We start from the raw sequence: 14337 nt of genomic DNA, 5'->3' as shown, positions 1-14337 counted from the left end.
AACAAAAAACAACAGCCGAATCTACAACAGGAACGAATAGATGAATGGTACGAATCTCCAAAAGGATAGCAATAATGTATAAATAATCTGTAAACGTATTATCATCCTGTGTTTAACAACAGGTATAAAATAACCTGCATAACAATTATTTAAAAAGCTGCTGCGCAAAATTGAACAGGTTATTTCTCCATACCGGCCAGGTATGGCCACCCGGATATTCGCTATAAGCATGTTTGATCTTTAGCTCATCCAGTTTTACCAGCATCAGCTGGCAGTTCTTATAAGCAATGTCCTCTTTTCCACCCATTGAAATCCACAGTACTTTCAGATTGTTATTAATCATGGCCGCATTAGTTTTCATAAAATCGTACTGAGCTGCTGCAGTGCTACTCTGTCTGGGTTGCATCCAGCCCGAGCTGAATACGCCCAGGTAGGAAAACAGATCCGTGTTTTTAATACCGGTATAAAGCGTATGGATACCTCCCATAGATAAACCGGCCAATGCCCTTTTTTTCGCACTGGTTTCTACATGGAAATTTTTTTCTACCAGGGGAATAATAACATCCTTCAACTCCGACTCGAATGTTTTCAACCCGGATTCATCGAAAGCAGCGCCACCCACATTAGCGTCTGGCATCACGATCAGCATTTGTTCGGCTTTTTTTGAGGCAATCAGGTTATCCATAATCAGGTCGGTTTTGCCTTGAGTGGCCCAGCCGGTTTCGTCTTCACCACCACCGTGTAAAATATAGAGTACAGGATATTTTTCGTTTGTATTTGTATCATAGCCAGGTGGGACATAGATATACAACTGCCGCCATGAACCAGTAACCTTTGAGAAATATCTCCTGATGCGGATATCTCCGTGCGGCACATCTCTCAATGCATAGTAGTTGTCACCGGTAAAAGGTATTTCAATACCGCTTGCCATTCTGCCCATGCCATAAAAAGTTTCGCTGGCGGGATCTGCAACCGCCACGCCATCTATCAGCAATGAATAATAATGAAAACCTTCGCCGATGGAATCTGTTGTTATTGTCCATATACCGCCGGTATCTTTCATCATATCATACTTGCGGCCCAGGTCAACCTGCACCTTCTGCGCTTCCGGCGCTTTAACCTGGAAGATCACACGGTGATCGGCCAATATCTGCGGATACCTTGCATTGCGCACATTGGTTTCCGCAGGTACGCCCGCAACCTGATATTTTGAAAATGCAGCAGTATCTACCGGCTTAAAGAGCAACTGAGAAAACATATACAACCCATTCTTCCACACTTTAAAATCGTGTACGCCTGGTTCAATGTAATAGATATGCGGCACCTTGTTTTTTTGCAGGTAATCATGTGTGCGTTTGCTGAAAGTAATTAATCCATCACTGGCGCCACAGGAGATCCAAAGTAGTTTTATTTGCTGTTTTGCTGCCACAGGGTCCGGCACCAGTTCCTCCGGCAGTTTGGTATTGGGGGCAGACGAAAAACCTCCAATCCAGGCAAATTTATCCAGGTTGCCCAGACCAAAATTCAGGGACTGTCCACCGCCCATGGACAATCCCGCAATGGCGCGGTGATCTTTGTCGGTGTAAACAGAATAATGCTTTTGTATATAGGGAATAAGATCGTTCAACAGATCTTTTTCAAACGTAGCGAATGCCTGCACTTTGTCCGGTGCCATTACATTACCCGTGGCCCGATCGTCTTTCATGGCCCTGCCGTTAGGCATCACAACGATCATTGGTTCGATTTTTCCTTTGGCATACAGGTTATCCAGGATGACCTGTGGCGTGCCGCCTCTTAACCATTCATTTTCGTCGCCGCCAATACCATGGAGCAGGTATAACACCGGGTATTTGTGCTGTGGGGAAAATCCCGGCGGCGTATATATCAGTGCGCTACGCACGTTGCCCACCGTTGCAGAGGGATAGCTGATGGTATCTATCCTGCCATGTGCTATAGCTGTTTGCAGTGAGTCAAAACCAGGTGGCGCGTGTTCTACAACGTGTTGCGCAAAAGCCGGTATGGTAACCAATAGAAAAATGATAATATTAATTGCTTTCTTTTTCATAACGTATATCTTTTTTGTTAGGTCTTTTGTGAAATTGCTGCTTGTTTTCTAACCAGGCGTATATAATAAATGGCGCTGGTTTGCCCTTGTGGCGGGGCCTGAAATTTTACCCTGATGTGGTCTTTATCCTTTATCAATGTGTCGGGGATAGTGTAGTTGATGTTAAAGAAACCGGATTTATTCCAGCGACCTGTATTTTCTTCCGTTGTGAGTTTTTCTCCGTCGATATAGATATCAAATTTCCGGTTGCCCCACTCAGCTCCCTGGTAGCGTACCATTAACTCAATATTGGTTTCCCCATTGGTGGCCATGTTGTAACTAAAGTATCCTCCATCAGTAGCATCTCTCCAAAATTCGTTGGAAGAAGATCCGGTGCGGGATTGATCGCTTTGGATGTTGTGATCGGCCTCGGGCTGCTGTTCACCGGGTGCCACAAAATCTATTGTTCGGTGTTGCAATGCCAGCCTTTCTTTCTCAGTGGCAGCCAGTGAATCGAGGTAAGGTTGGTATTGCGTCCCCTTCAATGTCATCCAGTACACCATATACCTGGCATCATGAATTTGATAGAACGGCTCTAACACCAACTTCGCCGGGTTGATCATTTTCAATGCCGGGAAGGTAAAAGTCAGGGGTTTGTCTTTCACAGGTACGAGACTATCGACCATGGCAGACAGGTTGTCTTCAACAATAACAGGCGCCTTATCGACCGGTAACTTTTCGCCGCCGGCAATATGCCCCCAGCGGCTATCATTGGCAACAAGGCCGGTCAGGTTTTCAGTACCTGTTTTCGCCGCCAGCAACACCGGGCCATGCATAATCGCTACATAAGCAGGTACATTGGGCAAGTGCGCTATACTGTTATGCATAGGCAACTGGATGTCTACCACGTCATTCTTTTTCCAGGTTCTTTTTAGGGAAATGTAGGAAGAAGGACTGACTGTATATTCAACCGGCCTGCCATTCACGCTAATCTTCAATGCGCCTTCTTTTACCCACGCGGGGTAGCGCACCATCAATACAAACAGTGAAGTACCTTTGGTTATTGTCAACCTGGTTTTTTCCGTATAAGGAAATTGTGTTTCCTGCCTGATGGCGATGCCTTTTGCTTTCCAGTTAAGTTCTGATGCTATAAAGAGATTGAGCGACAGCGAATCATTTCTATGCGTATAAATCAGCCTGTTGTATTGACCATGGTTTTCCATACCGGTGCCTACACAACACCACATGGCCTCATTGGGAGCAGAATACACTCTGTAGTGGCGGGGGCGCAACGGGGTAAAATATACATAACCGCCGTGAACAGGATGCTGCGTAGATAATATATGATTGTACAATGTCCTTTCGTAGTAGTCGATATATCTTGCCAGCGGGTTGGCTCTAAAAAGATCTTCTGTCAGCTTCAGCATATTATTGGAGTTGCACGATTCCGGTCCTTCCACATCATTGATAAAATCCATGCAGGCGGCAGTACCGGGAAAGAACTCCCTCCGGCTGTTTCCACCGAAAGCCACGCTCCGGTTGGTGGTAACGGTTTCCCAAAAAAAGCTGCCCGCTCTGCAGTATTGCGGGTCGTGAGAAAGTTCACCTATTCTTTCAAAACCAATAGCTTTTGGTACCTGCGTATTGGCGTGTTTATTATCAAGGTTATCACTTCCCGCAGACATAGGCTGTAGTAGCATGTTATGCGAGAACTTCCGGGCTGCATCGAGGTATTTATGCTCACCGGTGATCTGATAAGCATCTGCAAAAATCTCATTCATCCCGCCATGTTCCGTATCCAGCATGGATTGCAGCTGACTGTCGGTTAATGCGGCTACAATATTTACGCCCCAATCGCAAAACTGCAGGAATAGTGCTTTAGCCTGCTGATTGCCGGTGTACAACCAGGCATCCCGCAGCCCGGCGTACATTTTATGCACATTGTACCAGGGCACCCAGGCAGCATGATAAGCCGTAAAATCCCCCGCCTTTAATGATGACCACACCATTTTACTATTGGGTACGCCTCCTGCGTATCCCATCCCCCATTCTGGATTATTGGCAGCATTGGCGTCAACGCAAGATTGCAGCTCTTTCAGCATGTACTCCATTCTTTTGTTGCATTCGGTATTATGCGTGGAAGCAACATTGATGGCCAGAGCCGATAAATAGTGGCCACCGATATGCCCGCTTAATCCATCCCAGTTGGAATACCCTTTTGCTTTTTCCGGCAACCCCGCTTCTTTACGGTAGGGAGCCAACAAACGGTCCACATCGTATTTAAGCAGGGTTTGAATATTGAGATCCCCGGCATGTTTAAAAGGGCCATCCTGCAATTTTACATCTGCCAGCGGAAATGTATTGTTGTACAGGCTGTCCTGAGCACGGAGCTGATGAGTCATCAAAAAAACACACAGCATCAGGCCGGGCAAACCCTGCGCTATTTTCATATAGGATACTTTTAAAGAAAGATAGAAAAATTTATTATCCTTTTTTAAATTAATTGTCACTTAAACAATTAAAAACAACAGCTATTTTTTTGTTCTCAGCAACCGGATACTATAGAGAGATATGTTCCGTGAAGCACCTGCCGGAAACCGGACAAAGAGATCGTGCTGACCAGACACCGGGGTACTTTCCTGATCCAGCCATTGAACATTGACGGTTCGCTTGCCGGGTTTTATGGGTACTGCTGCGAGGGGGGCGCTGGCCGACAGGTGATCTATCCGTAGCTCCAGTTGCCCACTGCGGCTGGCGCCAGCCACTATTTCCACCCCTTTCGCTTCGCCGGGCGTACCGAAATCCACTCCCGATATCATCAGCCAGCCACCGTGATCGGAATCATTGGTGACTATTCCGTTTTCTCCTGCCTGCATTTTGCTGATGCCGAAGTAATTGCTGCTACTCACTGCAGGCAATTCAGAGAACCCGTCTTTACAAACAAAAAAATCGAAATCAACATTTCCCTTCTCTGCAAACAGGCCTACACTGGTACCTACCCAGCTGTTGAAATCCGGTTGGGCTTTATCGACAGGTACTGCACTCACCGGTGCTCCCACCTGTTGCCAATTTTTGCCGTCCCCACTGAAGAAGCCTGTCAGCCAATGTTCCCGCCTTTCCATTTTAAGCCAGACATTTTTTCCTTGATGATAGGGCAGCTCTCTCAAAACTGTGTCCAATTGAAATACAATGCGCGGCTGATTACCGGAAGCATAGTAAAGACGGGCAAACACCGTTTGTTTTCCATTGGTCAGGTAAATACCACCTAGTGCGGAGGACCTGCCAGCGCCCGGATCTACCCGGGTAACTGCCGAATAATAATGATCCGTTTCTTTCTGCACCAGGTGTGTGCGTCCACTATCCGGAGATAAACGAATCCACCCTTTTCGTTGCGTCAATGAATAATTTGCAGCAGCAGGTCGGGTTAAAAAATGCCACCACATCCCCAGGCTATCGCTCTCAAAATGATCCGTATGAACACTGCGCCAGGGCGCGTTGTCATTATCCAGCGCAGGCTTTACCACAGGTCCGCTCACCGGCGCCACTCCCCAGGGACGGTCGCCCTCCCATATTACCTGGTAAAGCGAAGTTTGTCTGCCCATGCCAGACCAATCATCATCGCCACGCTTTTCATAACTCTGCCCGATGGTCCACCAGGTACCATCCGCCAACTGAATAGGTGCGGCAATATGATTGGGACGTGGAAACGTATTGTGTGGATCCGTAATGGGCTTGAAAAAATCACCCAGTCGTTCCCACCTGGTGGAATCGGCAGTGAGTGCCGTTGTTCGCAATACATACTGGCCACCGGATACATCTCCCGCAGGGAAATAATAATAGTACCCATTGCGCTTGCACATCACAGGGCCTTCCGCCCAGCTATATTGCAGACTGGCATTGATCCAATCCAGGTTGATCACCGAGTCGGTGAGCTGTCCATCTTGTCCCAGTGCCTGCAGGCGATTCACCTTCTGCCCATTTTTAATCACCATGTAAGGTTTGCCATCATCGTCTACAAAAATGGAATTATCATAGCCGAGCGACCCGGTATGATCATTTTCCTTTACCCGCACCGGGGCTGACCATGGGCCTGCCGGCGAGGAGGCTGTGGAAAACCATTGTCCACCGGAAGAAAAATAGATCCGGTAAGCACCATAAAAATAAGTGATGGCTCCCTGCCAAACACCGCTGCCAGGGCGATCCGCTACCATACCTGCATTTGCCGGCAGGAGCACACGACCAATTACTTTCCAATGTACCAGGTCTGTGGAATGATAAATAGGGAGATATGGATTGAAATGAAAAGAGGAACCACAATGATAGAAGTCATTCCCTACTTTCAGCAATGTTGGATCAGGATGATCACCGGGCAAAACCGGGTTCACATAAGTATTTACGGTGGAATAAAAATACGCTGCGGGTGTTTCGGCTCCCCCTGGCAGATTAGGCTGCCGCGTAGGACCACTTTGTTGGGCAAACCCGTTTTGTATCGTCAGACTTACACATACAAAGACAAAAAAAGTTGATCTTAAAAACATTTGGCAAACGAATTTTTTATGACGGCAAGATAATCCTGTACCCCCTCAGCCGGATGCCACAAATGTTGAAATGAAGGATAAAAATGTTTTGTCAGGGAATTCACAGAACAAAAAAACTCCGCCGGCATTTCACCGGCGGAGTTGACCACAAACATTACAGGAATGTTCTACAAATAATTATTGATAATATTTTCCAGGTACTCCTGTCTCCCGCTGGTCACCGCTGGTTCTCCATTGGCAACGGCAAATGTACGCAGGCTCTCAAGGGTAGCCTGTCCTGCTTCAAAAGTTTTTGCCGCCTCCGTCTCGAAAGATGCGTACCGCTCCTGGCGAATGTTCCTGTAAGCACTTTTCTCCAGGATGACATCCGCTGTAATGAGAGCGCGTGCAAAGCTATCTACCCCACCAATGTGTGCGTAGAAAAGATCAGCCGGGTCGGTGGAGTTTCTCCTGATCTTTGCATCGAAATTAATGCCCCCTCCTTTAAATCCGCCGCCTTCGAGGATGATCAACATGGCTTCGGTGAGTTCGTTGAGATTGGTAGGGAATTGGTCGGTATCCCAGCCATTCTGGTAGTCGCCTCTGTTGGCATCAATGCTTCCAAGCAAACCGGCATCTATAGCTACCTGTAATTCGTGCTGGAAAGTATGTCCCGCTAATGTGGCGTGGTTCACTTCCAGGTTGAGTTTGAAATCCTCCAGCAAATCATACTGGCGAAGGAAGCCGATCACTGTTTCCGCATCGTAATCATATTGGTGTTTGGTAGGCTCACATGGTTTGGGTTCGATAAAGAAAGTACCAGTGAACCCATTCTTGCGGGCATAATCTCTTGATGCCTGCAGGAACCTGGCCAGGTGTTCCTTTTCCCGCTTCATATTGGTGTTCAGAAGGCTCATATACCCTTCCCGGCCACCCCAGAACACATAATTCTCGCCGCCAAGTGCAATCGTAGCATCAAGGGCTGCTTTCACCTGTGCTGCTGCATGGGTAAGCACGTGAAAATCCGGGTTAGTGGCCGCTCCATTCATATAACGGCGATGACTGAACAGGTTGGCAGTACCCCACAATAACTTAACACCGCTTTCCTCCTGCTTTTGTTTCAGATACTGCGTCAATGTTTGCAGACGCTTTTCATTGTCCTCAATGTTATTCGTATAATCAACCACGTCCACATCGTGGAAGCAATAATAAGGCAGGTTAAGTTTGGTAATCATTTCAAAAGCAGCATCTGCTTTATCTTTTGCCCGCTCAATCGGGTCAGCGTTTTGGTCCCATTCAAACAGATGGGTGGCCTCACCAAAGGGATCAGCACCGGTTCCATTGAAAGAGTGCCAGTAAGCAACAGCAAAACGTAACCACTCTTTCATGGTTTTGCCGGCTATTTTTTTGTTTTCATCATACCAGCGGTAGGCCAGAGGATTATCAGTACGTGGACCTTCAAACTGAATAGCAGAAATACCGCTAAAAAATTCTTTCTTTCCTGTAACTATTTTCATATTCGTGTTTTATTAAGCAAATATTGCCTGAATTTAAAAAGTTAACAACCGCTATTTTTGAAAGAAAATATGCTATCTTATCAATAATTATTTATGTTTATCAATTAATATGATAAAATAGGGTATATATCGGGAGTATGAAAACAATTCTTCAAAAAATAGCCAATGATATCAGCCAGAGCTTTGCCTGCCGGATATATCAAACGCCACAATTTGAAACCAACTGGCATAAGCATGTTGAGTATGAACTAATCCTTATACTTAAAGGACATGGCACCGCTATGATAGGCGATTATGTATGTGATTATTCCCCCAACGATGTGTTCTTCATCGCCGGTAACCTCCCGCATTGGTTTAGGAAAAATCATCCTAAAATGATAGGATCGGCCATGGTCATACATTTTACCAACGACTGCTGGGGCGAGGGATTGCTGCAAATGACAGAAATGAAAGCGATACAATCCCTGTTGCAAAAAAACAACGGCCTACAATTGGAGAAAACCCTGAAGAAGGAAATAACAGCGTGCATGCAGCTGATATACCGTAAAAAAGGGTTTGATAAGCTCATGCTGTTGTTGCAGTGCCTGTACAAAATAGGGCAATCCAGGCAATCAAAAATACTGACAGAAGATTTCACCGATACCGGCAATGTGGCAAATCCTATCATCGAAAAAATTATCGATTTCTCTTTTAAACACTACCAGGATAAAGTCACACTCGGGCAGGTGGCCACCATTGCTAATATGAGCATCCCTAACTTTTGCCGTTTCTTCAAGAAGAATATCAAGAAAACGTATTTCGATTTCCTGAGGGATCTGCGGATCAGTCATGCGTGTAAACTCCTTACTGCCAGCACTCAACCAATAATGGATATCTGCTATGAAAGTGGCTATAAAAGCTGGGCACATTTCAGCAAACAATTCAAGGAAGTAAAGCAGCAAACACCGAGTCAATACCGTAAAATGTATTTACCTTAAAACGATTAACTGTCATTCTATTTTTGGGGCATATTACAAAAGCATTGATTGACCGTGTTAAGCAAAGTGGATTTAATGCAACGCCGGTGATCGCGAGGCAAAATGCTATACACAAATCCTTTCCATGAATATACAAAAAAAGGATTCATGTGTAGAATAGGATCTGAACACCTGTTCTTAAACTGGAGTCAAATAAGTCAAAAACCAATATGGCAACAGCTTTTCCATATTAAAAACAGCAACAGGTCCATCTATTCATATCGAAAATCTGCTCCAAAGATTTTTATCTTCTTAATTCACTTTACCTTATAATTTACTTTCTTAAATCCATAGTCAATAACTGCGGACCGGGCCATGATCAAATCGGTGCCGATTTGTATATTTTGACTGGAAAAATTTACGGTAACTCTTATCTGATTGCCAAATACAGTTTGTTGTACCTGACGATCAGTAGAAAGGACATTATAAGCAGTCATGGACAAGGTTACAGCTTTTTCATGCAATGGACTCCATACTTTTATATGACTTATGATCTGTTCTTTGTTGAGCTTCCATTCAGTCTGATCAATATGATATAGAGGTGGCGTATTGTACAAAAGTTCCGACAGCATCCGTGTTCCTACTTCATCCTTTAATTTAAGAGAGCCATTTTCCCAATGCGCTGTAGTTATGACTGCATCATTATAGACAAGACGGAACAACGGAAGTGAATAGGTGGGATCAACATATATTTTTTCATAGAGTTCTTTTATTGGTATGACCTTAGTGTATATAGAAGGGATAGTACCGGCTTGCCCCCAGTAGCTTCCAACATAGTACGGGCTGCTTTTATTTTGCCTTAGATCTGGGTCCCCCCAATATAAAACAGGCATTTCCAACCCCTGCGCGAACGCCAGTGATTTAGCCGTAAAGTCATTTCCACCTTCAGAACCGACTACCATTGCAACATCATTACCGATGTATTCCATCCTATGAAGACGGGCTTTAAAGTCCTCCTCTTTTGTGGTGATATGATCAGGCGAATAATCATCAAATACTTCACCCGTGGCATCACAATCCACAAACCATGTATTGTATGGAATACCACCGCTCAGAATAGCTGCTACTCGCTGTTTTACAGAAGGGAATGCCAGTGTAGGATTCAATTGCCTCCCAACCCCTATAAAACCACTTATTTTTTTTCCGGAAGCATTGGTCACAGAAGCATTATCATATAGAGACGAATCCGGAAACCAACATGTGCGCCACTCTCTGTCCTCTTTTGGATGAATGGAATGATAGCTGTCGTATGGACCGATAAGATAACCTAATTTATTAGCTTCTTCAACCAGCAGCGGGTTCTTTAATCCATCTGCCCAATCAGAGAAACCTATCCACGCCTTCTTTATTCCTGAATGGTACATATCAGCAAGGAGGTTAATACTCTCTCTCCCCCATTCACTGGGATTGTCAATAATATCCGCCAGCCCTATTTTTAATAATCGTTTATTTCGGGCATACAATTGCTGTTCGCCCAGCGAGTTTGTGGATGTAATATCCGGGAGACTTCCAAATACATCCCGATTATACAATTCTTTCGATCGGAGGGCTTTATTTAATGCGTCAAGGATGATTCTTTTCTGATAACTATTAATTGTAGTTTGTTTTTTGCATTCTCCCCATACCTGGCTAAGTGCATTTGCGACATCGCTCTCTTCATTATCTTTTAACGATTGTATAAGCCATGAAAAGAATTTCTCTTTCGCAGACCAGGAGGCCTGAAGCTGTTTCCAATGGATATTTTTTTCTGAAATGAGTCCGTGTGGCCAAAAATAGATATGCGGCGCGCCATATAATTTACGGACATTGGGGTTATTAGCTGCTTTTTCTTCGAGTGTTTCAAATCGGCCTTTTTCCCGAACATAATTTTTATATACGGCACTTACTGCTAAAGGGTCGGCTGATGTAACATAAATTCTGAAGCCGTATGTTTTGTCTTTATTGATGGAAGTAAACTGATGAGAGAACGAAAAACTAATGTCCGGGTTTGTATCAAAATGTAAGTCACTATTGAAGATATTTTTCAGTACGTACACAATAGAATATTTAGCTTTGTTTAAAGCAAAAAATCCCATTGAAAAACTTCCCGGAAAATCTAATGTTTGATGCGTTAAAAATAACTTCCAATAGTTATCCTTTGCTGGAATATATTTCCCTTCCCATAAAGGCAGCATATAACTTTCGGCATTGACATGCGGCCATACAAATTTACTTGCGCCTTCTGACTGAATATTAATATCCAGATAATTTTCTTTTTTTACAATGCTTACCGAAACAAGAAGATCGGGATACTGCCATGATACCAAATCAGACTCTTTTTTAAAATTGGCAACCCGCATTTGCGACAGAGAATTCCCTGCCTTCTCCTGTATTCCCTTATAATAAATATTCAACTCAAAGGTTTCAGGAATTACATCGAACGTAAAATCGGCAGGCGTACTTTGATTAATAGCAGAGGAGTCAATCTGTTGAAATGCAAGGAGTGGCTCGCAAGATAAAATACAGACCAGAAGATTAGCACTGATTACGACCCATTTAATTAAAGCCCATACTCGTACTTGCTTCATCTTACTTATTTTATAAAGGATCATGATTGATTTTTAAGTATCTACGATTCCAATCTATAGCATTCATCTCCAAAAACGTAATTTACGTATTGATAGGTCAATCCAAATAAAACTAATTAAATAGGAACGGCGCAATCGCACTTTGATAGACTAACAAATAGACCCAAAACAAAAAACCTGCGCCTCTGCAGGTTTTTTGTTTCTTCAGTGATCTCCCTGGGAGTATCACGTATGTTCATAGTGTGTTGTAGAACCTGTGTTTGGTAGTGGTGCGCGTTTATTACAAACCATTATGCGAACCTGATTATGCGTAACCGTTATAGTCAGGAGTAATGATGAGCGAACATAAAGAAATTCATTTCATAAACTAAACGATTAATGCACTTTTAGCCATTGGCCAAATTCATACCCTAATACACCGATTTTAATTGTAATCGCTACTACCACGAGTAAGCAAGCGATTACTTTAACAGCTGACATACCCTTAATATTAGTAAATATTGAATTATTCATTTCTTCCGATTTTAGAATGTTATGAATATAAGCGCAAAGTGAAAATAATGTATATAATTCATATTTCCAACGTGAGAATTATTTAAGTGTCAAAACGACAATTTTATCTTTCAATAGTAAACTGTAGCAGCAGCTAGTTTAAGTAAAACCAAAATATCCCAACCTATCATGTTACGCATTCAAAAGATCACGGCTCTGGTCTGTCTGTATTTTCTTCCTCAGCAACATCTCTCAGTTCCATCAGGCTTTGCAAATCCCAAAATACTATCCACTTATTCTTTTTCGAAAGCGTTCATCATTATCAAATGTAGGGTATTCGACATTTTCAATCCCGTCATTTAATTTACCAGACATCGTGTGTCTGAGGCAGCAGGCTAAGGCTGCAACTAATTTTTCTTCGAGTTCGTTCCCTGATCAGTGATGCATTGCAGAGAGAAAGGTTGCACTAAATTTAAGTACTGCTGGCGTAACCTTTTGTGTCACCATTCACCTTCGTTTTGAATGATAAACGGATCAAGTTGAAAAGTTGGGGAATATCTTTTTTAATATTTTCTAATATGCCCATACAGTCGCGTTTGTCATTCTCAAAATCCCACTATACTAGCTTTGAATATTATACAATACGCCATACACTCCCTTTAGCGAATCGTCAATTTGTCCCGAAAACAGATTCCCCGGATTATCTTATATTTATAGTAATCAAAATAATCTCCCATGGCAAAACAAATGTCTATCATTTCTTTTACGGGAAAACTCGGCAATCTCATTGGGTATAAGCGCAATGGCAACTACTTCCTGCGCTCCATGCCCGAAAGCGTACGGCAAACCACTGCTACCCGCCGCGCATCCCGGCGCTTCGGTATCGCCAGCAGGAAAGGTGCTTTTATCCGTCATGCTTTCTATCCCCACCTGGACATCCATTGTGATGGCGGCCACATCAATCGGCTCAATAAACTACTCATTGCTGCCGGCGATCATCACGCCGCCATCACGGGCTTCCGCTTCAATCAGCATACCGGAGTAGATCGTTTTTTCCAGGTGGCTCCCCGGCTTTTTAGTAACGGAATATTGAATATTCCCGCACAAACCATCGCCGGGAATCAAGGTATTACTGCCCTGGAAGTAAAAGTGATCGCCACACGTATTGATTTTAAATCAGGCCAGGTGGCGGGTAGCGAAACGGTGACGCTAATGATAGCCCCCGATACCACTTTCCAGGAAACAAATGTTTCACTCGATGTACCCGGGGAAGGTTCGCTGGTAGTAGTTTTCCAGGTAAGAGCGATGTACAAAGACGGCCCGTCCGCCAACAGACAATATGTGGCCGCTGATATTATTGCGGTAGCAGCACCACAGGTACCCAAATATGCTCATACACGTACTTACCCCAAGCGGAAGATATTGCTTCCCAAACTTAGCTATACACACGCATATCCAGCTGTTATTCAACTGGAATAAAGTGATCTTGCCCCCGGAGATATTTTGATCAATAAACTTTCTATACCTACATCCTTTCAATAGTATATCTCTTTCCTTAACTACAGCCTGATAGGGAAGCTGCGCTGCTATGGCCGGTTCTGAGCTACATCCGTCTTCTGATGCAATTTCATCGGGGCTATACATCCGGACCTCATCCCCGCATCAAGTCCACCTCTCCTGCACTGCTTCTATAGATACATAGCGGGTGCTAAGCATAGGCTAAGTAATGTTAACTGTAATGAAGGGTGTTCTTAATGCACTATAAACGCTATACTTAAAATTTACACTATCCCCAAGTTTTCAACTTGATCCCAGAATTGTAATGACTTGAATATTTCCTGATACAATGAAGGACACTTTCTCTTTATGAGAATCGGAATTCAACTACTCAAATACGATAACTGTAAACGTATGTTAATCTTAGTAAAGGAAAGTAAAAAAAAGAGATTGAAGGGGGAACTTGACTAATCATTTGACTAAATGAATAAAACCTGCGCTGGGCAAAGGTTTTATTCTTGTTGTGATCCCGCTGGGAGGTAGTATTACATAAAGTGTGTCACGGTGATTAAAGATTAAGTTTCAAACGTTCGCTAAATATAATTGATAATTGCGCCAATGTCTGATTCCAGTTGTGTACAGGCTTGTTCCACTTGGCACATATATTTTCCTGGACAAGGAATAAGA

7 protein-coding genes are annotated in these 14337 nt (G+C 43.7%); 2 read left to right on the top strand and 5 right to left on the bottom strand.

Annotated features, from left to right (window positions below):
* Nucleotides 1–145: 145 nt before the first annotated feature.
* The 4 genes from AC1DCV_RS32900 to xylA all read right to left on the bottom strand — a co-directional run bounded on the left by AC1DCV_RS32900 (nucleotide 146) and on the right by xylA (nucleotide 8078).
* Entirely contained in the window at nucleotides 146–2065 is a 1920-nt protein-coding gene (locus AC1DCV_RS32900; RefSeq protein WP_477027141.1) for an alpha/beta hydrolase-fold protein, read from the bottom strand.
* Between the two features lie 17 nt (nucleotides 2066–2082).
* Nucleotides 2083–4494 (bottom strand): glycoside hydrolase family 127 protein, encoded by a 2412-nt coding sequence (locus tag AC1DCV_RS32895; protein ID WP_477027140.1) that lies wholly within the window; start codon nucleotides 4492–4494, stop codon nucleotides 2083–2085.
* Nucleotides 4495–4575: 81 nt separating this feature from the next.
* Complete coding sequence (locus tag AC1DCV_RS32890; RefSeq protein WP_477027139.1) at nucleotides 4576–6582, bottom strand: family 43 glycosylhydrolase; 2007 nt, start codon at nucleotides 6580–6582, stop codon at nucleotides 4576–4578.
* Between the two features lie 167 nt (nucleotides 6583–6749).
* Nucleotides 6750–8078 carry a xylose isomerase gene (gene xylA / locus AC1DCV_RS32885; protein WP_477027138.1) on the bottom strand — a complete coding sequence of 443 codons (1329 nt, stop codon included), beginning with the start codon at nucleotides 8076–8078 and terminating at the stop codon, nucleotides 6750–6752.
* A 137-nt stretch (nucleotides 8079–8215) separates the two neighbouring features.
* Here xylA and AC1DCV_RS32880 point away from each other — a divergent pair, with 137 nt between their 5' ends.
* A complete protein-coding gene (locus tag AC1DCV_RS32880) occupies nucleotides 8216–9055 on the top strand; it encodes an AraC family transcriptional regulator (protein WP_477027137.1) in 840 nt (279 codons plus the stop codon).
* A 296-nt stretch (nucleotides 9056–9351) separates the two neighbouring features.
* On the opposite strand, the gene AC1DCV_RS32875 is transcribed toward AC1DCV_RS32880, so the two are convergent.
* The gene (locus AC1DCV_RS32875) at nucleotides 9352–11661 is read right to left on the bottom strand and encodes a glycoside hydrolase (protein ID WP_477027136.1); all 2310 of its coding nucleotides are present in this window, start codon (nucleotides 11659–11661) and stop codon (nucleotides 9352–9354) included.
* Between the two features lie 1227 nt (nucleotides 11662–12888).
* Here AC1DCV_RS32875 and AC1DCV_RS32870 point away from each other — a divergent pair.
* Complete coding sequence (locus tag AC1DCV_RS32870; RefSeq protein WP_477027135.1) at nucleotides 12889–13632, top strand: hypothetical protein; 744 nt, start codon at nucleotides 12889–12891, stop codon at nucleotides 13630–13632.
* Nucleotides 13633–14337: the final 705 nt, after the last annotated feature.

It is taken from the genome of Chitinophaga sp. 10T418, assembly GCF_056394125.1.
Note: the sequence above shows the minus strand (reverse complement) of the source record. Positions and strands in the feature narration are given on the sequence as shown.